At 37.0% G+C, this 20,726-nt stretch carries 14 protein-coding genes and 1 tRNA gene; 3 read left to right on the forward strand and 12 right to left on the reverse strand.

Going from position 1 to position 20,726, the window contains the following annotated elements; translation table 11 throughout:
* Positions 1–54: 54 nt before the first annotated feature.
* Positions 55–1,623 carry a TerC family protein gene (locus O9A_RS05955; RefSeq protein ID WP_034459672.1) on the reverse strand — a complete coding sequence of 523 codons (1,569 nt, stop codon included), beginning with the start codon at positions 1,621–1,623 and terminating at the stop codon, positions 55–57.
* A gap of 489 nt (positions 1,624–2,112) precedes the next feature.
* Here O9A_RS05955 and O9A_RS05960 point away from each other — a divergent pair.
* Together O9A_RS05960 and O9A_RS05965 are read left to right on the forward strand one after the other, a co-directional pair.
* Positions 2,113–2,188 (forward strand) — tRNA-Lys (locus tag O9A_RS05960).
* Between the two features lie 1,338 nt (positions 2,189–3,526).
* Positions 3,527–4,927, forward strand: coding sequence for an amino acid permease (locus O9A_RS05965; RefSeq protein WP_034459674.1), 1,401 nt, complete (start codon positions 3,527–3,529; stop codon positions 4,925–4,927).
* A gap of 96 nt (positions 4,928–5,023) precedes the next feature.
* Here O9A_RS05965 and ilvC read toward each other — a convergent pair whose 3' ends face one another.
* The 11 genes from ilvC to O9A_RS06020 all read right to left on the reverse strand — a co-directional run bounded on the left by ilvC (position 5,024) and on the right by O9A_RS06020 (position 18,684).
* On the reverse strand, positions 5,024–6,043 hold the full coding sequence (ilvC, locus tag O9A_RS05970) for a ketol-acid reductoisomerase (RefSeq protein ID WP_034459676.1): 1,020 nt from the start codon (positions 6,041–6,043) through the stop codon (positions 5,024–5,026).
* A gap of 557 nt (positions 6,044–6,600) precedes the next feature.
* Positions 6,601–6,819: a hypothetical protein gene (locus tag O9A_RS05975; protein ID WP_034459678.1), complete on the reverse strand. Its 219-nt coding sequence runs from the start codon at positions 6,817–6,819 to the stop codon at positions 6,601–6,603.
* A gap of 833 nt (positions 6,820–7,652) precedes the next feature.
* Positions 7,653–8,387, reverse strand: coding sequence for a pyridoxine 5'-phosphate synthase (locus O9A_RS05980; protein WP_034459681.1), 735 nt, complete (start codon positions 8,385–8,387; stop codon positions 7,653–7,655).
* Positions 8,388–8,473: 86 nt separating this feature from the next.
* Positions 8,474–9,595, reverse strand: coding sequence for an ATP-dependent DNA helicase (locus O9A_RS05985; protein WP_034459683.1), 1,122 nt, complete (start codon positions 9,593–9,595; stop codon positions 8,474–8,476).
* 365 nt (positions 9,596–9,960) lie between these two features.
* Positions 9,961–11,760, reverse strand: coding sequence for an acetolactate synthase 3 large subunit (locus O9A_RS05990; protein WP_034459685.1), 1,800 nt, complete (start codon positions 11,758–11,760; stop codon positions 9,961–9,963).
* Between the two features lie 268 nt (positions 11,761–12,028).
* A complete protein-coding gene (miaA, locus tag O9A_RS05995; RefSeq protein WP_034459688.1) occupies positions 12,029–12,901 on the reverse strand; it encodes a tRNA (adenosine(37)-N6)-dimethylallyltransferase MiaA in 873 nt (290 codons plus the stop codon).
* A 603-nt stretch (positions 12,902–13,504) separates the two neighbouring features.
* Positions 13,505–15,022: a Do family serine endopeptidase gene (locus O9A_RS06000; protein WP_034459690.1), complete on the reverse strand. Its 1,518-nt coding sequence runs from the start codon at positions 15,020–15,022 to the stop codon at positions 13,505–13,507.
* A gap of 151 nt (positions 15,023–15,173) precedes the next feature.
* Positions 15,174–16,118, reverse strand: coding sequence for a protease modulator HflC (gene hflC / locus O9A_RS06005; protein WP_034459691.1), 945 nt, complete (start codon positions 16,116–16,118; stop codon positions 15,174–15,176).
* A 2-nt stretch (positions 16,119–16,120) separates the two neighbouring features.
* Positions 16,121–17,266 (reverse strand): FtsH protease activity modulator HflK, encoded by a 1,146-nt coding sequence (gene hflK, locus O9A_RS06010; protein ID WP_034459693.1) that lies wholly within the window; start codon positions 17,264–17,266, stop codon positions 16,121–16,123.
* Positions 17,267–17,383: 117 nt separating this feature from the next.
* Entirely contained in the window at positions 17,384–17,893 is a 510-nt protein-coding gene (locus tag O9A_RS06015) for a dihydrofolate reductase (protein WP_034459695.1), read from the reverse strand.
* Complete coding sequence (locus O9A_RS06020) at positions 17,890–18,684, reverse strand: thymidylate synthase (RefSeq protein ID WP_034459697.1); 795 nt, start codon at positions 18,682–18,684, stop codon at positions 17,890–17,892. Before O9A_RS06020 ends, O9A_RS06015 begins: the two co-directional genes overlap by 4 nt.
* A 227-nt stretch (positions 18,685–18,911) precedes the next feature.
* Here O9A_RS06020 and O9A_RS06025 point away from each other — a divergent pair, with 227 nt between their 5' ends.
* The gene (locus O9A_RS06025; RefSeq protein ID WP_034459700.1) at positions 18,912–20,219 is read left to right on the forward strand and encodes an MFS family transporter; all 1,308 of its coding nucleotides are present in this window, start codon (positions 18,912–18,914) and stop codon (positions 20,217–20,219) included.
* The last annotated feature ends 507 nt before the right edge of the window (positions 20,220–20,726 follow it).

Genomic DNA, 20,726 nt, shown 5'->3' on the forward strand with positions numbered 1-20,726 from the left:
TTTCACTCTCGCTAAAAAGAAAACTTTTTCCTATCACTTGGACTTTCTCAATAATTAGCTTTTTTCTGGCAAGACAAGCGGAGAGATAAGGATTTTAGATATATTACGGCGATCCATTTCAATAACTTTAAAGCGTAAACCATCAGCTTCAAAGCTTTCACCTTCATTAGGTAAATGACCAAACCGCCAAAGCATAAATCCTGCCAGAGTAGTATAACGATCTGCCTCATCAACAAAATTACGCTCAAGATAACCACTTAAACGGCGAATATCAGCATATCCCTCAACAAGAAGACTTCCATCTTCAAGCTTTTCTGCTATCATGAGTTCTTCATCATCATCAGGAAAATCACCTGCAATAGCTTCAAGAATATCGGTTGGTGTAGCAATCCCTTCAAAAGATCCATGCTCATCAACTATAATTGCAAGCTGAATTGAAGAATGACGTAATTGCTCCATCAATCGTAATACACTTGTATTTTCATGAACAACGAGAGGTTCTCGCATAGCTTTTTTCCAATTAATCTTTTTTCCCTCAGCCAAATTCAACAGAAGATCTTTAGTCAAAGCAACGCCAACAAATTCATCCACTTTTTCACGTGCAAGAATTAAGCGGCTATGTTTCACCTTTTGTAACTCTTCACGCATTTCACACTCATCACTATTGAGATCCAACCACTCAATCTCATTACGCGGTGACATAATAGAACGGACAGGACGATCAGCCAAATCAAGAACACCACGAATCATTTCTTTTTCTTCCGGTCGAAACAACTCAGAAGCTGCTGCCTGTTCAGCAATGACATCTACAGTCTCACTCAGATTACCATCTTTGTTTCCACCCCCTAAGAGTCTCAAAACAGCATCAGCTGTTCGACCACGTAGATCATTTGTTGTAATCATCTTTTCACGATTACGACGTCCAATTTGATTAAAAGATTCAATAAGAACAGAAAAACCAATAGCGGCATACAAATACCCTTTTGGAATATGAAAACCAAATCCTTCAACAATGAGAGCAAAACCAATCATCATCAAAAAGCCAAGACAAAGGATCACAATAGTGGGATGACGATTAATAAAACGCATAAGAGCGCCTGATCCACACATCATCACACTCATAGCAACCATAACTGCTATATACATAACCGCTGCCTGCTCTTTTGCAATCATACCTGTTGCAGTAATAATACTATCTAGGGAAAACAGAGCATCAAGCACCACAATTTGAACAATTACCTGCCAAAAGACGACATAAGAAAGATCTGTTTTTCTTTCATGCGCTCCACCTTCTAATCTTTCATGTAACTCTAGCGTTCCCTTTGCCAGCAAAAAGGCACCACCACCAATCAAGATAAGGCTATGCCAACTAAACACAAAGGATGAGAATTCAAAAATCATCGTATCGAGATTCATTACCCATCCAATAACCGTAAGCAGAAAAAATCGCATCACTAATGCTAAAGTGAGACCTATTAAGCGTGCACGATCACGCAAATGCAGCGGCAATTTTTCAGCTAAAATTGCAATAAAGACAAGGTTATCTATTCCTAAAACAATTTCGAGAAAAATCAACGTAACCAAGCCAAACCACGCATGGAGATCAGTGATCCACTCCATCATAGTTCACCTTTTAAAAATATCTTTAAAAGCCCAAAAGCATGCGCTTGACAAAACAAACTCATGAGCTTTCATTCTCATAATTAAACAAAACCATTGAACACAAAAAAACTGCAAACAAAGCAAGCAATAACCAAACATTGCTTAAACGCACATAGCTATAAAATAGAACGATGGACCACACCATCTGTAACCACAGAAAGGTTCCTTTGTATTTTGCTCGGGCATTACGCTCGATAATCCTCCAACTCCAGTTCTGCATAATAATCAGAACACTTACTGCATAATAATCAGAACACTTAATTTATAAAGATTTTTATAATGGGTCTATTTTTAGATAAGATCAAGGGGGTAGTACAGTATATTTTTAACCTTACAGTGAGTTTAGCTATAGACTTTACCATTTTCATATAAAAAACAATAAAAACCATCTAGACATAGTTCCTTAAGAGCGTTATAGAGACCCCTCGTTCTCATTGTTTAAGTAACTGTGGGTGATTAGCTCAGGCGGTAGAGCAGCTGACTCTTAATCAGCGGGTCGTGGGTTCGATTCCCTCATCACCCACCACCTGTTTTCATATCGCGTTAATGTAGTGATTTTTCTGTTCTTTTTAAGATGCGGAATGCATGAATGAAGGTTCAGGAATGAAATTCCTCAAACTTGCCTCTGCAAAGCACACCTTATTTTATCCGTATACTTTTTTGACGATGTTATTTGTCAACAGATTTTATATAATTCATCATAAATTTTATACCGACTATTTTTTTTCAAAATATTTTAAAGAGCTTTTCAAGAAGGAGATTTCAAAGGCATTTCATAGGTCATTTGAAGCCTTTTAATCTTTCTTGTAAGTAAGGAATATAATTCATTAAACAAATATCCTAACAATTTCGCAACAAAATGGACTAAAAAGAAATTATTTGAAATTCTTATAGCAATTATCTATCCCTCTTTGTAAGAGAATTTTTGTCTCTTTCAAAATCATTTTGTCCTCTTAGTTTTCTCTTTCATCCCCCACAAATAGATTTTTACCAATTTTTACAAAAGAGAAAATGCTATGGATACAACTCATTTCTCTACTATATCTGTAAAGACCCTTCTATATGATCTGCGCAGTGCTCATAAGATTCTATAAATAGTGTAAGAATCTGAAAAGAATTCTTATTTACAACTTTAAGATTAAAGAATCGATAGTCTTTCTCACTTCCTTTGTGCAAAAGGAAAGAGTTTCCTTCCATTTTATACTACCAAATAAAAATCACTAAAATAATTGAGAAAAATATAATATTTCTGAATGAAACATTCATCAAAATCGTCTTTCAGCAATAAGAAAAATCACCAGAACTCAATGCTCAATGCCAGATTGCTGATTAACGACTTTTGTATCACTAAAATCAACAATATCTTTCTAAAAATGAATACCAAAATTTTCTTTTTTATCTTTGATCTTTTTATCGTAACGGAAATTACCCATGAAGAAATTATTTAAAAATCTTCTGCCATTAGAGATTTTTTTTTCAGTAAGATGACGATTCTCTATCCTGTTCGACTGAAAATTAAAATTTTTCTCTACTATGATAAAACAACTACAAGACTTAAAAGGTAGAATTCACTATAATCTATAAGCAGTTTCTTACAACTATTTGAAACAGCTTATAACTCTCATAGTAACACTAAGTCTTCTTATCAGCTATCTCAGCTACAACTTAAAAACCAATACCCCAATATCTGTTGCATTACTCGAGAACGAAGTAGTATACAGCATTACTTCCATATTCTTTCTCTTTATCCACATGAAGTCATAAAAAATTTTTTTCTCCTTTACTCCTCATTCATATCATGCTTCGATGAGCAAGATCATCTTTTTCAGCGTAATTTTAAGTAATTAAAGGGAACCTCCTAAAAATGGACTATAAACAAAATTCAGAAAATAAACCTAAGAAGAAATTACAACGTGGCTTAAATAACCGTCACGTACAACTTATAGCCCTAGGTGGTGCTATTGGAACAGGCCTCTTCATGGGATCAGGAAAAACAATCAGTGTAGCAGGTCCTTCCATCATACTGGTTTATGCGATTATTGGTTGTGCTTTATATTTCGTAATGCGTGCTATGGGAGAATTATTGCTTTCTAACTCACAATACCGATCTCTTATTGATTTTTCAACCGATATGCTAGGACCAGGAATTGCTTTTTTTGTCGGCTGGAGCTATTGGTTGAGCTGGGTTGTAACTGGAGCTGCAGATATTATTGCTATCATCACTTATACGCATTTTTGGTGGCCAACACTCAATCCATGGATTATCGTTTTCGCTTGCATTATTTTCTTTTTAACCCTTAATCTTCTTGCAGTAAAAATGTTCGGTGAACTTGAATTTTGGTTTGGCCTTATTAAAGTCGTAGCGATTTTGGCATTAATCGTTGTTGGATTTTATATGATTTTTACTGGATTTACCTCTCCAAACGGTACTGTTGCCTCTCTCAGTCATGTATGGAACAATGGAAATATCTTTCCTCGGGGAATTCCAGGTTTTTTTGCTGGATTTCAAATAGCCATTTTTTCTTTTATTGGTATAGAAATTGCCGGAACGACTGCAGCTGAAGTTAAAGAGCCTAAAAAAGTTCTACCAAAGGCAATTAGTGCAATACCGTTTCGTATTGTACTCTTTTATATTTTTTCTCTCATTGTGATAATGTCAGTCACACCTTGGAATCAAGTTGTTCCAGATAAAAGTCCCTTTGTCTCGATGTTTTGGCTTGCTGGCATTCCAATAGCTGCTGGTTTGATAAATTTTGTTGTTCTCACCTCAGCTGCCTCTTCAGCAAATAGTGGTATTTTTTCTACCAGTCGCATGATATATGGGCTTGCAACACAAAAAGGTGCGCCTCGGTTTTTAGGAAAACTTTCCAAATACCATGTTCCAGCAAATGCCCTATTCTTTTCCTGCTTATGTATTTTATTAGGATACACAATTGCATCATCATCTCCAAACATTATAAGCGCTTTTACAATTGTGACCAGTATTTCAGCGATTGCATTTTTATTTGTATGGTCTGTAATTTTGGTTAGCTATATTATGTATCGTCGCAATCGCCCTCATCTACATGCCGAATCTATCTACAAAATGCCAGGAGGTGTTATCATGTGTGGAGTTATTTTAGCTTTTTTTGCTTTCATGCTCTATTTATTGACATTAGAATCTGATACTCTAATAGCTTTAAAATATAGTATATTTTGGTTTATTTTCTTAGGCATAATGTATTTTATGTTTATAAGAAAAGAAACTGCTCAAGATAACAAATAAAATTACACATAAAAAACATATCAAGAAAGGGTAACCAAAACTACCCTTTTTGTATATAAAACATAAAAGCTGTTTACATAATATTTTATATAAACTTCAATTACGTTCTTTATCAACCAAAGCGTTCGTCTTTATCCAAGGCATCATAGAACGGAGCTTTTTTCCAACTTCTTCAATAGGATGGCTATCATTCAAACGGCGCATACCTTTAAAATGAGCAGCACCAGCTTTATATTCCTGAATCCAATTTGAAGTAAATTTACCCGTCTGAATATCTTTCAAAATACGTTTCATTTCTGCTCTTGTCTCATCCGTAATCACGCGTGGACCAGACATATATTCGCCCCATTCCGCCGTATTGGAAATGGAATAATTCATATTGGCAATGCCACCTTCATACATGAGATCAACGATCAATTTAACCTCATGCAAACACTCAAAATAAGCCATTTCCGGCGCATAACCTGCTTCTGTTAGTGTTTCATAACCTGCTCGAATAAGCTCAACAAGACCACCACATAGAACTGCTTGTTCACCAAAAAGATCAGTTTCGCATTCTTCTTTAAATGTTGTCTCAATCACCCCAGCACGTCCACCACCAAGACCACATGCATAAGACAATACGACATCATGGGCATGCCCTGAAGCATCTTGTGCAACAGCAATTAAGCAAGGAACACCACAACCATTTTGATATTCATTGCGAACTGTATGACCTGGACCTTTAGGAGCAATCATCACGACATCAACTGTTTTTTTAGGTTCAATGAGACCAAAATGAATACTCAAACCATGTGCAAAAGCAATCACAGCACCATCACGTAAATGATCATGAATATGCTCTTTATAGATATCAGCTTGCAATTCATCTGGTGTTGCCATCATGATGAGATCTGCCCATTTTGCCGCTTCAGCAACAGGAATAACCTCAAAACCATCTGCGACAGCCTTTTTAGTTGTTACTGACTCCGAGCGCAAAGCAATTTTCACATTTTGAACACCGGAATCTTTCAGATTTAAAGCATGCGCCCGCCCTTGTGAACCATAACCAACAATAGCCACTTTTTTCTCTTTAATCAAATTAACGTTCGCATCACGATCATAATAAACACGCATGAAAATACTTCCTTATATTTATATTAAAACTGAAAATTTTAGATTTTTTATTGAATAAAAAGCTAAAACCACCCTTCAGTGCATCACATACTATGAATAAACACATTATTCTTCATAACAGAACTGCAATTGAATAATCTTTAAAAGATATATATTGCATACAAAAAAACCATGCCCCCTATCCTTACAAACACATATTGAGATCCAAAAAGAAACTTCAGCCGCCGCTCTACAAAAAACGATACATTATATAAAACAATATTGCTGAAAAAAAATATAGACTCTAAATTGTACTCTTCTTCTGCATAATGAACTTTTGTAGCCTTAGTGCCCTCAAAGTTAAGGTACACGATGCGGTTTTTGAGCATGAACTAAATTCAAACGGATAGCAAGAAAAATTATAAAATGAGTCTCGTAGTTCATATTTTAGTTTTTTTTTGCACTTAACATCTAGCCCTTGAGGAAAATTAAAGCTTAAAACAATAATCCCATAAAAGAAGAAGCTTTTTTATCCAATCACTAGAAAATACATATTAAGTGTTTGATTTATCGAAGAATTATTCGATAAGATAATGTACTTTATCAGCATGTTCATCACCGTTTTGCGTTATAATCTTAATTGGAAAAAGGAAGAATTTTGTTTTTTTATCCCCTCTCTTTGTACCTCTTAATATAATTATTATCATATCAGCGATAATTTGGATATTTTCTCGCTCTTCAACAAGCCAAACTGCTTGGATATTATCATTACCGTCTTTGAGATCAGAAAGAAACACAAAGCTTAGCTCAAAACATTCATAACAGTGTAGACTCTTCAGTAATCAAATCTTAAGTTTGCTCTTTTTAACGCTTCGTTCTCATACTGACTTTTTCTATGATATGCTGCCAATCTAGACTTCCCAGCCCAGAGATAAACACGAATAAAAGAAATATCAATCTTAAAAAGCACTATCACCCCCCATATTGCTAATTCTTAGAAAGTTTTTCTAAAAACTAATGCCTCCTTCTGAAACTACAATCATAAGATTTATCGATAGATTCTATGCCATCTCATACCATGGATTCATGAATGAAATAACACTTGCCTAAGAGTTAAGGAGAAACTTTCACCGTTGAGACTCAGTTTTAAAACAACATGAATTTCTTACCCAAAACGACAGGTAAAGTTTTCAATTTTATAAGCATCTGCAAAACTTATTCCCTAAAATGGTAAATCTTTCACCAATTTCTAACTTGATATCACACTTCTCCTAGTAACACACCTCATCTTTTACAAATAAAGCAATCACCATTCAAATCTTACTCTCAAATCTTCCTGAGATGCACAGATCTAATATAAAAAATAAATTTTCCTTCTCACACAGTAAAAAGATTCTTCAAACAGAGGAATTAAATCTTATTAATAAAAACAATATCCTAAATATATATTTTTTATCTTTACTGAAAGATTACATGAATACAAAAACACTTAATACAGACTTACAAATCATATATCAGCGAAGAGCAGAGCATTATTCTTTATCAAACATGTGTAAAATCACTCTTATGAAGCAGAATTTGCAGAGTTTTATAAAAGCTCATTCATAAAATTGAATAAAGGAGAAAAAAATTACGATAATAACCGAATGAAACGCTGAACAGTTTCATAAATTCCGTGTTCTAACGCATCAGCAATAAGCCCATGACCAATAGAAACTTCATCAAGCCAAAAAATATGATTAACAAGAGCAGGAAGGTTGGTAATCGTCAGATCATGACCTGCATTAACACCTAATTGCAGTTCTTTAGCCTTTCTTGCCGCTAAAGTAAGTTTCTTCAATTCTTGATCCTGTTTTGCTTTATCTTTAAATGCACCACCATAAGGTCCAGTATAAAATTCCACACAATCAGCACCAATTGCTTTAGCAATGTCAAGACCATCCACAAGAGGATTAGCAAATAACGACACACGAATTTTCTTTTCTTTCAAGCGCTGAATAATAGGCGCCAAAAACTCCGCATTATGAGAAAAATCCCAACCATGATCGGAGGTTGATTGAGCTGGATCATCAGGGACAAGGGTAATCTGATCAGCATATTTTTCTGCCAAATTCAAAAATCTATCACTTGGATAACCTTCAATATTAAACTCTGCAGTGGGAAAAGCACTGTTAATTAAATAACGTATGTCTGGCAAATCAGCAAAACGAACATGTCGTTCATCCGGTCGTGGATGAACTGTCAAACCTGTTGCACCAGCTGTAAGCGCTATATGCCCAATACTCTTAATATTTGGCCATGGAAGATTACGTCGATTGCGCAAAACCGCAACAGCATTGAGATTAACCGAAAGTTTTACTGCCATATATACTCCCATTTACATACATAATCTAAAAGACAGAAAAAAGATACATTCCCCAGCATAAGCCCAGACAATAAAAATAATTTTCTCTATCGAACAATGGTCAAACGCTCTGCCGCACGGGTAATTCCGGTATAAAGCCAGCGTGCATGCATATCACGAAATGCAAAACTTTCATCAAATAAAACCACAATATCCCATTGAGACCCTTGTGCCTTATGAACAGTTAATGCATATCCATAATCAAAATCATCGTATCTTTTTTTTAATTGCCATGAAACATCATTATCAGGACTCTCAAACACTGCTTTTAAAAGCTTAATCTTCACCACTCCACGTTCACTCTCTTCTGGCTTAACGAGAAGATTAACACCCAGTTTAATGGTTTCCTTCTGTGAAGTCATCACTTTCCATAAAGAACCATTCAACAAGCCTTTAGCCGGATCATTGCGCAAACACACAAGCTTGTCTCCTACTTGTGGATAATCTGCCGTAAAGCCCTTCAACTCACGCAAACGTTTGTTATAAAGATAACGCGTTCGGTTAATCCCTACCAAAAGCTGATCAGCATCCAAAACCAACTGTTTATCCACCTCTTTACGTGTAACAACGCGAGCTGCTCCATAGTCACCATAAGCAATATCGCGTCCTTCACGCACGTCCATAGCTAAACGAACGATAGGATTATCCCGCGCTTGTCGATGAATTTCTGAAAGAAGAAAATCTGGTGCACCATTGAAAAAAAAACCACCTCCTGAGATAGGAGGCAATTGACCTGGATCACCAAGAACAAGAATCGGTGTCCGAAAACTCATTAAATCACGGGCTAATTGTTCATCTACCATTGAACACTCATCAACAATAATGAGTTTTGCTTGCGCAGCCGCACTCCTCCGATTTAATGCAAATGTCGGTGCAATAGACTTTTTTCCGGTGACTTCATCAGAAATTTCTTCCTCCCCACGCGGACAATAAATCAGCGAATGAATAGTACAAGCATTGCTTGCACCTTTAGAACGCAAAACCTGAGCCGCCTTACCTGTAAACGCTGCAAATTGGACAGCACCATCAACTGTTTCTGCAAAATAGCGAGCAAGCGTCGTCTTCCCAGTTCCTGCATAACCAAAGAGACGAAAAAGCGGAGAACCCCCTTCCTTCAACCACGCAGAAACAGCCTTCAATGCATTATCCTGTTCCAGTGAAAACTGCATAATTTATCAAAATAAGATTCGTGTAAAAAGAGCAAGCACTTTGAAAACAAAACCTCTATTGAAAAAAATCTTTGTCGAGACATGCCCATCCTCCCCTTCTCACAGCACAATCATCAAACTTTGTACCAGTGAAACTCTTGAACAAAACACTCCATAATCTCAATCTTATACCCAAATAAAATTTGTATCACACATTTTCATCAAATCACATTCTTATTGAAAAATAATACCTTACTCTATAGCAAAATAATACATACAATAAACTTAAAACAACCTACATATTGAGCTTATGTCGAATTATATTCAAAGTAAAGAAAGTCACTAAAGTAAAATTTAACATCGGTGTTATCGTAATTGCAAACTCCTTAGACCAAATATTGTCCCTCAACAGAAATAGCATTGGCAACTGCTTCATCATGAGCCTCGTCAGGCAACAGCATATCATTATGTGCACACCCAGATGGAATCATGGGAAAACAATTCTCTAAATTAGAGACACGACAATCAAAGAGAACTGGTTTTTCACAATCAATCATTTGCTGAATTTTACCATCAAGTTCATCCGGTTCTGAACAACGAATCCCAACCGCTTCGTAAGATTGTGCTAATTTTACAAAATCAGGCATCGACTCCGTATAAGAATGAGAAAGACGATTACCATGCAGCAATTGCTGCCATTGTCGGACCATACCCATATATTGATTATTTAAAATAAAAATTTTCACTGGCGTTTTATGTTGAATTGCCGTTGCAAGTTCTTGGATATTCATTTGAATTGAAGCATCACCAGAAATACACACAACAAGTGCATCAGGATGTGCAATCTGAACACCAATAGCAGCAGGAAGGCCATAGCCCATAGTTCCAAGACCACCAGAAGTCATCCAATGTTTTGGCTCATCAAAACGATAATACTGCGCCGCCCACATCTGATGCTGTCCAACATCCGTTGTGATATAAGCATTCGCATCTTTGGTCAGTGCATAAAGTCGTTCAAGAGCATATTGTGGCATAATAGCATCTTTTTTCTCTGTATATGCTAATGAATTACGAGCTCTCCAGCGATTAATTTGTGCCCACCACGCATCACGACTTTCTTTCTTTAATATTTGTTTCTGCATATTTAAGCGTTGATTTATATCTCCTAAAATATCAGCTACATCGCCAATAAGTGGAACTTTCACTTTTATGATTTTATTGATAGAAGAAGGATCAATATCAATATGAATAATGCGCGCATGAGGTGCAAATGCATCAAGCCGCCCAGTGATACGATCATCAAACCGTGCCCCAACAGCTAACATAACATCGCAATCATGCATGGCCATATTAGCCTCATAGGTTCCATGCATTCCAAGCATTCCAAGCCAATTTTTGCCAGAAGCCGGATAAGCACCAAGTCCCATGAGTGTTGAAGTAATCGGAAAATCTCCCAATTGAACCAAATCACGCAAAAGCTTTACAGCTTGAAGACCCGATGAAATAACACCACCACCAGAATAAATAACAGGCCGTTTTGCTTCAGCTAAAAGAGAAGCAGTATATTCGATAGCCTTAATATCCCCTTTCAACTGTGGAGAAGAACGCAAAGATGCCGAAACTTGAGGCGTTCTATAAAGACCTGAAGCAAATTGAATATCCTTAGGAATATCAATCAAAACCGGTCCTGGACGTCCTGATTGAGCAATAAAGAAAGCTTCATGAATAATTTCCGCAAGATCATTCACATCTTCAACCAACCAATTCTGTTTCGTGCAGGACCTTGTAATATTAATCGTATCAGCCTCTTGAAAACCATTTGTTCCAATCACAGTTGTCGGCACCTGACCAGAAAAACAAACAAGAGGAATAGAATCCATAAGCGCATCTTGCAAAGGTGTCACAGCGTTCGTTGCCCCTGGACCAGAAGTCACAAGCATAACACCTACTTCCCCTGTGCTACGTGCATAACCTTCAGCAGCATGACCTGCTGCTTGTTCATGACGCACCAAAATATGCTGCAGTGAATCTTGTTGATAAAGAACATCAAAAATAGGAAGAACAGCCCCACCAGGATAACCAAAAAGATGTTTAACCCCTTGATCAACAAGAGCTTGAACCACCATTTCAGCGCCCAACATTGTTTTTCCGTTCGCACTCTCTTGCATTCTTGGATGATTTGTCATTTTCCCACTCGTCCACTTGATAGCACAATTAAAAAAACCCGAAGGAGCCTATAAAAAAAGGCTCTGAGAGAGCCTATTACACACAAAACACAGATTGTATGATTACCCCCCACTATTCTAATGCACAAAATACATAAGGAAAACCTTCCCTATAAAAGGATTTCTAATTCCATTGATCCCATCCGTCAATAAAAAAATATACTTCTTTTAAAAATTCCATTCACAATTCAATTTTTTACATTGCTTTTCAATCTTATAGCCTCCTTTATCAAGAAATAAGTATCCATTCTTCATCAAATTGATTACGAAACCATGTCATTTGCCTTTTTGCATACCTCCTCGTTTGTGTTTTTACCGTTTCAAGAGCCTTCTCAAAACTTTGCTGCCCATCCAAATAAGCTATAAATTCAGGTACACCAATAGCCTTCATCGCCGGTAAAAAAGGCGAAAGTGCAAGCTTCTTCATAGCAATCACCTCTTCTAAAGCACCCCTTTCAATCATAGATTCCAACCGTTTATGAATACGTTCATACAGCAACTGACGCGGTGGAATGAGAAGAATTTTTTCTGAACAATTTAGCGCAATGAGGGGGAGTGTTTTTTGCTTCTGCCACCAACTTAGCTTTTTATCAGTTGCATCATAAACTTCCAAAGCACGGACAATACGTTGTCCATCTTGTGAAGAAATTTTCTCAGCGAAAACATTATCAACCTTCAACAATTGGTGATAAAGGCTTTCTGCACCCTCTTTATCAAGCCGAATTCGCCATTTCTGCCGCACGGCATCTGGAATATGAGGGATTGTTGAAATTCCTTCTAAAAGAGCACGAAAATAAAGTCCTGTTCCACCAACAAAAATAAGCGATTTTGACGTAAATGTAGTCAACAATTTCTCAACATCACACAACCATCTCCCTACTGAATAATTCACACTAGGACTCACATAACCATAGAGATAGTGTGGAGCAACCGCAGTATCAGTCTGTGTAGGTCTTGCCGTTAAAATATTTAAAACATCATAAATCTGCATTGAATCAGTATTAATGATGAGAGCATTTTTCTCCTGAGCCATTTGTAAGGCAAGTGCCGATTTTCCACTTGCTGTTGGCCCCGCTATCAAAGTAATCGTTCTCCCTATCATGAATGCAAATCCTTACATCCATCAATCAACAACTTATTGAAACAAGCACAAGCAACCCCAAAGACCTTTTATTTCATCTCCACTGTCATAAATGTGAATAGTTTTAAAGAGAAAGTGCCTACGATAGTTCTGCCATCTTTGAGAAAAAGAAAAATGAATACAATAACTAATGACTAAAAAATCTTAAAATGTTTTTTGCTATCCTTACTCAATAATAAAACACAGCCATAATTTTTTTCAACTAACCCATTCAACAAACATACTTCTTGTAATTATATACTAAAATTAAGACTCATTTAACTCATACGATCACACAGCTTATCTTTTCATAAAAAATGGATGAGATTCAATTTATCACAAGCTCCTCACAGATCATCATCCTCAAGCTGGCATTTTTCTTACAATTTTTTCATCAACCACAAAGCAAAATATAGCAATGCCGACATGAAGAAATCTGATATGAATCCTTTCTTGTATAATGACTATTTAAAAACTAGAGAAAAAACTCCTACCTACCCATTATTTTTATAGTGATACAAAAAACACCGATGATTAAATACACATTTTTTAAAATGAATTACTAAAATATCAATCTTCAAAATATCAATCCATTGGGATCGTTACGAATCGTAATTCCCCATCTGGCCTAGCAATAATAAAGAGAGCATTTTTGCGTCCAGCTTCACGTAATTTATGAATACGTCTTTTAGCCTCATCAAGTGTTGTAACAGTACTTTGATTAATATCAACAATCACTTCACCAGTACGAATACGTTTTTTATCCGCCGCACTATTTTTTGCAACAGATGTCACGACCAATCCTTGAATTTTATCTGTAATAGAATAATGTTGACGTAAACCCGCTGTAAGCTCAGATAATGTCATTCCCATAAATTGCATCGTCTTGCTTTTCGATACAGAACCGCTTTTTTCATTGTCAGATTCTTCTACCATATTCTCATTCGTATCTGTCTCAATTAAACGTCCAAGCTTAACTTTTACTGTTTTTTCTTGTCCATTGCGCAAAACAGTAACATCCACTACCTTCCCTTCCAGACTTTCCGCCACCAAACGCGGTAAATCACGTGCATGCTTAATCTTTGCATTCCCAAAGCAAAGAATGATATCGCCAATCTGCAACTGGCTATTATCTACATCCGTTTGTTCCATTTTACCTGCAACCAATGCCCCCACAGGATTGTCTAGTTTCAAACTTTTTGCAATATCCTCTGTCACCGGTTGAATACGAATAGCCAACCAACCACGCCTTATTTCTCCAAAATCACGCAATTGATTGATAACAGAAAGAGCCATATCCGATGGTATAGCAAAACCAATACCAATAGACCCTCCAGAAGGCGAAACAATTGCTGTATTAATTCCAATAACCTCACCATTTCTATCAAATAACGGACCACCAGAATTGCCTCGGTTAATCGCAGCATCTGTCTGAATAAAATTATCATAAGGACCAGCATTGAGATCACGATTACGTGCAGAAATAATACCAACCGTTACACTTCCACCAAAACCATAAGGATTACCAATAGCCATCACCCAATCACCAATACGGGCCTTTTCTGAATCACCAAAACGTACGGCTTTTAATTTTTTACTTCCTACGTCCACTTGAAGCAGTGCCAGATCAGTCTTGCTGTCTTTTCCAAGTAATTTTGCCTTTAGTTTTGTACCATCGGTAAAATTCACTTCAATATCATCAGCATCAACGATAACGTGATAATTTGTAACGATAAGCCCTTTTTGTGCATCAATCACAAAACCAGATCCCAAAGAACGTACTTTTTGAAACTGACTCTCTTTTTGATCATCTTTAGGTGAAAAAAAATCAGTAAAATATTCTTGTAGCAATGAATCTTCTGGAATAACGGGTACCGAAGTATGTTCATCTTGTTCGGTCCCATCAACTGTCTGTGCTGTGGAAATATTCACAACTGTCTCCAAAAGCTGAGCAGCGAGATCAGGAACGGAAAGCGATATATTCTTTGTCTCCCAAGCCCAAGATAAATTCATTGATCCTAATAAAAACAAAAGTACGCTAACAAAAACTTTTATGAGAAAGCACTTTATAGACGTATTTTCACTTATGACATTTCTACCCATAACACGCCTTTAACCAAAAACAGTAAAAAGAGCCACACCAAATTTATCCCTGCAAAATCAATATAGCTCAATACCCATTTTTACCCTAAAAGAAAGCAACCAAATATTACACTTCTCACGCGAAAGCTCGTGTCCGCAATCGAGTGTTTCTCTATTCTTCCCCAAATTTTGAAACAGTTTTATTAAGTCCAGTATTTCCATTAGCATTCATCAATGAAAGTTTCCCATTTGCCCGTGGTAAATTACGAAAATAGAAAAAGAAATCCTCATTTGGTGAAATCACCATCGGAGTAAGCTCTAAATTCTTGTATTGCTCCATCGCCAACCAAAAATCGTAAAAGGATGGATTAGCCTCCCTCGCTTTCAATAAAAGGCGAATACTTTCAGCCTGACCTTCACCACGAGTAATTTCAGCATCACGCTTTGCCGCTGCTACAATTTCTTCATATTCACGATTAGCTTCCGCCACAATGCGATCTCTCTCTTGCTGACCACGAGCACGAATATTTTCTGCTACAGCCTCCCGTTCAGCTGCCATTTGTCGATAAACATCTTCTGAAACCGCATCGGTTAAATCAGTTTTGCGAATACGCACATCAACAATAGTAATACCTAACGAACCGGCATCTACAGAAAATTGGCGTTGTACTTCAGCCATCATAGCTCCCCGTTCATCTGATAAAGCGGCTTTAAATTCCCGTTTACCATAAACGGCACGCAAGGCATCAATAAAACGCGGAGCAAGATTTTCACGTGCAGCAATTTGCGGACGCCCAGAAGCAATGCGCTGTAAAAACAACTTAGGATCTGTAATACGATAAATAAAAAACGCATCTACTTCATAATAGGCACCACCACGAACCTGTACAGATTGCGTAGGAACATCATAACGTAACAAGCGGTTATCAACAACGATTCTCTTATCCACAAAAGGAGCTTTCAAATAAATCCCAGGATCAGACTCCACTTTAACAATTTGCCCAAAACGTTTAATTGCCACTTGCTGACGAGGATAGACAATAAAAACGGACATCCACAAAACCATCAAAATCAGCACTATGGCACTTAACATAAACAAAAAACGAAACTGCTGCATAATTAGCGTCCTTCAGAAATGCGATTATCCAACAACGATGCAGAATGCGCTGATCTTGTTCTCACTTTTTCTGATGAATTGCTACGCAACAATTCATTCAAAGGAAGATAGGGCACCGCTGAAGAATTCGTTTGATCAAGAATCAACTTATTTGGAGAAGAAAGAATACGCCCCATCGTCTCCATATAAAGACGATAACGAGCGGCTTCTGGTGAAATCGCAGATTCACGAGCTATAGCTTGAAAACGCTCAGCACGCCCTGTTGCCTCCTCAACCATTCGTGCTTTTTCACCTTTTGCAACTTCCCGCGTTCTTGAAGCTTCACCATTGGCTAAACCAATCTTATTAAAACGCACACGATTTCCCTCTTCAATCATTCGCCCACGTTCCTGTTCTGCTTGCTGAACAGAATTAAAAGCAGCAGCAACTTTGGTAGGAGGAGCGGCTTCACTGATCGACACACGACTTATTTCAATACCAAGCTGATATTTATCTACGGTCAACTGAATAATTTTTCTGACATCACTCGCAACTTCTTCTTTTTTGTCACGTAAAACATCATCAACAGGCCTCGAACCAATGACTTCACGCATTGCACTCTCAGAAACCTGACGAACCGTCCCTTCTTGATCATTCACATTGAATAAAAATTGGCCTGGATGTGAAATACGATAGTAAACGGAAAAATTGACATTAACAATATTCTGGTCACTAGAAAGCATCAAACCTTCACTTTGTTGCCTCTGCCCCGGCTGACCACCAATCGCGATTGTTTTTTCTGTTAAAGGCACTTTCATATAGGTCTCAATTGGCCAAAAGTGAAAGTGCAAACCATCACCGATAATTTCTGTCTTAGGCACACCAAAACACAATTCTACCGCTTGTTCATTTTGCTGAACAATATACAGAGACTGATACAGCCAAAATAACACGGCAAACAGAAATAACAAAACAAAAAGCCCATTTCTGCCAAATTGTTTAAATTGATCCTGCCCTTTACGCAAAATATCATCAATATTCGGACTATTGTCACCGCCGTTATTACCATCAGAACCGAAAAGATTCTTAGAGGGTGTTTTTTTATCACCACTAAGCTTATTTTTATCGCCGCTCCACGGGCCACCACCATTTTGATTTGTCCAGGGCATCATCACCTCTTTAACTGACTAGCATTCCTCAAATAACAACCATTCACTTGATCTATAGGGTACCTCTTATCTCATTACAAGGCAACTGATAGCCTCTTTTCACCTAATTACAAATAATTATTTTCGCTCATAAACCACAAAACGTGTCGGATGACTGTCTTTCTCTCCTTCTGGAATATATTGTGTTTGCACAATAGTCCACTTCTCTTTATCGAAAACAGGAAAAAAACTATCACCTTCGATGGAATCTAAAACTTCTGTAAGGAATATTTTATCAGCAATACCAAAACCTTGTTGAAAAATTTCCCCACCACCAATAATAAAAACTGCATCCGCACCATTTTGAGAAGCCATTTTTTTTGCGATAGAACAAGCCTGAGACAAAGAATGAGTAATCACAGCACCTTGAGCATTGAATGCAGAATTGCGCGTAATGACAATATTTGTACGCCCTGATAAAGGAACCCTGAGAGAATCCCAAGTCTTTCGCCCCATAATCACAGGCCTACCGAAAGTTAAAGCCTTAAAACGTTGCAAATCCGTCGATAAATGCCAAGGCATTGCACCTTCACGACCAATAACACCATTTTTTGCAACAGCTGCAATTAAACAAATGGGAAAAGTCATACTGCTACCGACGCCTTGATATGTGGTTGTGCATCATAATTAAGCAATTCAAAATCCTCAAATTTAAAAGAAAAAAGATCTGTTACCGCTGGATTTATATGCATCAACGGCAAAGCATTTGGTATACGAGACAATTGATGTTGAGCCTGTTCAAAATGATTAGAATAAAGATGGGCATCACCAAGAGTATGAATAAAATCGCCGACTTTAAGACCACTTACTTGTGCAATCATCATTGTTAACAACGCATAAGAAGCAATATTGAACGGAACACCTAAGAAAATATCTGCCGAACGTTGATAAAGTTGGCAAGACAACTTACCATCGGCAACATAAAACTGAAAAAGACAATGGCAAGGTGGAAGAGCCATTTCCTCTATCGAGGCAGGATTCCACGCAGATACAATTAAACGACGAGAATCAGGCATTTTTTTAATCATCATCAAAAGATGACTAATCTGATCAATATGACATCCATTAGGAACTGGCCAAGAACGCCACTGATAACCATAAATAGGACCAAGATTGCCTTTTTCATCAGCCCATTCATCCCAAATTGACACACCATGTTCTTTCAACCAAGCGATATTGGTATCACCTCTAAGAAACCACAAAAGCTCATAAATGATCGAGCGTAAATGCAATTTCTTCGTTGTTAATAATGGAAATCCAGCCTGTAAGTCAAACCGCATCTGATAACCAAAAACCGACCGTGTTCCAACACCAGTTCTGTCAGTACGATCAATGCCTTTATTTAAAACATGAGATAAAAGATTAAGGTAGGTTTTCATAATAAAGCAGTATGACCGATTCTATTGATTATAGAAAATAGAAACCATAAAATTTATAAAAACATAGTTTAAATCTCTCTCCTCAAATTTCTTGCACAAGAAATTACCATGATTTGATGAAATTTTTGACGCAAAAGATAAAATACTGTAGACAGCTCCTAGGGGAATAAATACAGGGATGATAATACAATACATAACAGTATGAAATAAAATAAAGGGATAGACTTATGGAGAATGAAAAAGCTCTAGCACCGCATGATACAAAAAAACGTGTTCTCTCTATTATATCTAGTGCATCAGGTAATCTGGTAGAATGGTATGATTTTTACGTTTATTCTTTTACGTCCATCTATTTTGCATCACAGTTCTTTCCCTCTAATGGAGATGTTGTTACAGAACTTTTAAAGTCTTCTGTTGTTTTTTTTATCGGCTTTCTCATGCGTCCAATTGGTGGCTGGTTGTTTGGATTTATTGCTGATCGCTATGGGCGTAAACGTTCCTTGCTTATTTCTGTCTTTATGATGTGCGGTGGTTCGTTCCTCATTGCCATTCTTCCTACCTATGAAACGATTGGAGCAACAGCCGCGGTTCTACTTATTTTACTACGTATGCTTCAAGGACTTTCAGTTGGTGGTGAATATGGCACAACAGCAACTTATATGAGCGAAATTGCACTCAAAAATCGTCGTGGTTTCTTTAGTTCTTTCCAATATGCCACACTTATTGGTGGTCAACTTCTCGCCAGTCTGGTTATGTTTATTCTGGCCCTGTATTTAACAGAAGATCAGTTAAAAGCATGGGGATGGCGTATTCCTTTTGCGATTGGCGGATTAGGAGCAATTGTTGCAATTTATCTGCGTCGTTCGCTTCATGAAACAACCACAGAAGAAAGTCGTTCTAAAAAACAGGCTGGCAGTCTTAAAGAACTGCTCTGCAATCACAGGAAAGCTTTCTTTCTCGTTATTGGCTTTACAGCTGCAGGTTCACTCACATTTTATACTTGTACGACTTATATGCAAAAGTATCTAATCACAACTACCGGATTTGATAAACACACGGCCACAACGATAATGACGGCTGCACTCTTCGTTTTCATGTTACTCCAACCCCTCTTTGGTTCTCTAGCCGATAAAATTGGTACAAAAGCCTCACTGCTTATTTGGAGTATTTTATCTATCATTTGTGTGATTCCTGCACTTAAAGTAATTGGTAACACTAATGATACGTGGGTTGCATTATCCGTCGTAATTGGGATGTTCTGTATTATGAGTTTTTATACATCCGTTTCTGGTATCGTAAAAGCAGAAATGTTTCCTGCTTCAGTACGTGCAATGGGAGTTGGTCTCTCTTATGCCATTGCAAACGCGATATTTGGTGGTTCGGCTGAAACTGTAGCACTCGAATTTAAAAAGATCGGCTATGAATCTGTATTTCATTTTTACATAGCCGGTATGATGATCATCGCATTTATCGCAATTCTCTTCATGCCAGATGCTCGTAAAAAAGGCTATCTACAAGGCGATGATATTAATTAACTTTTTAATTAAACAAAAAAAGCTCAGAATTCAGAATACTGAGCTTTTTTATGTGTACAAAATAAATGAAATCAAGTGTTTTAAAACTTCCATCTCTACTTTCTGATACTATAAAGAAGCCTTAGAAAGAATACTGAACATTTTTTGAGAATTACTTATTCCATTAACAAAAAGTGCATCTAACCCATCCCCATTCTTTTTAAGATAAACTCACAAAAACAAACAACAAAACCATTTTCAATTATAAGTGTACAGATTGCGAATTATCATAATATCTATGTGCACAATAAACCGCGTCAAAGAAAAGCCAATTTTTTTGCCCTTACCTCACTATAGTAAACGCATTTAAAATTTAATACCTTGAAATAGTACAAATCTGTCAATGAATACGAAACAGTGCATAAACGCGCCTAAGAGTACCATTTTGTAAATAACAAAATGATATGAATCGGAAAATATGAGACTTCTATAGGTGTTTTATTTGTATCTAAATTCATAATGAAGAAA

The sequence above is a fragment of the Bartonella koehlerae C-29 genome, assembly GCF_000706625.1.
In the GTDB taxonomy this organism is placed as follows: domain Bacteria; phylum Pseudomonadota; class Alphaproteobacteria; order Rhizobiales; family Rhizobiaceae; genus Bartonella; species Bartonella koehlerae.

What these genes read in the sequence shown, in the direction of transcription:
- O9A_RS05955 (WP_034459672.1), bottom strand. Translation starts at nt 1,623, where the DNA reads ATGATGGAGTGGATCACTGATCTCCATGCGTGGTTTGGCTTGGTTACG.
- O9A_RS05965 (WP_034459674.1), top strand. Translation starts at nt 3,527, where the DNA reads ATGGACTATAAACAAAATTCAGAAAATAAACCTAAGAAGAAATTACAA.
- ilvC (WP_034459676.1), bottom strand. Translation starts at nt 6,043, where the DNA reads ATGCGTGTTTATTATGATCGTGATGCGAACGTTAATTTGATTAAAGAG.
- O9A_RS05980 (WP_034459681.1), bottom strand. Translation starts at nt 8,387, where the DNA reads ATGGCAGTAAAACTTTCGGTTAATCTCAATGCTGTTGCGGTTTTGCGC.
- O9A_RS05985 (WP_034459683.1), bottom strand. Translation starts at nt 9,595, where the DNA reads ATGCAGTTTTCACTGGAACAGGATAATGCATTGAAGGCTGTTTCTGCG.
- O9A_RS05990 (WP_034459685.1), bottom strand. Translation starts at nt 11,760, where the DNA reads ATGACAAATCATCCAAGAATGCAAGAGAGTGCGAACGGAAAAACAATG.
- miaA (WP_034459688.1), bottom strand. Translation starts at nt 12,901, where the DNA reads ATGATAGGGAGAACGATTACTTTGATAGCGGGGCCAACAGCAAGTGGA.
- O9A_RS06000 (WP_034459690.1), bottom strand. Translation starts at nt 15,022, where the DNA reads ATGGGTAGAAATGTCATAAGTGAAAATACGTCTATAAAGTGCTTTCTC.
- hflC (WP_034459691.1), bottom strand. Translation starts at nt 16,118, where the DNA reads ATGCAGCAGTTTCGTTTTTTGTTTATGTTAAGTGCCATAGTGCTGATT.
- hflK (WP_034459693.1), bottom strand. Translation starts at nt 17,266, where the DNA reads ATGCCCTGGACAAATCAAAATGGTGGTGGCCCGTGGAGCGGCGATAAA.
- O9A_RS06015 (WP_034459695.1), bottom strand. Translation starts at nt 17,893, where the DNA reads ATGACTTTTCCCATTTGTTTAATTGCAGCTGTTGCAAAAAATGGTGTT.
- O9A_RS06020 (WP_034459697.1), bottom strand. Translation starts at nt 18,684, where the DNA reads ATGAAAACCTACCTTAATCTTTTATCTCATGTTTTAAATAAAGGCATT.
- O9A_RS06025 (WP_034459700.1), top strand. Translation starts at nt 18,912, where the DNA reads ATGGAGAATGAAAAAGCTCTAGCACCGCATGATACAAAAAAACGTGTT.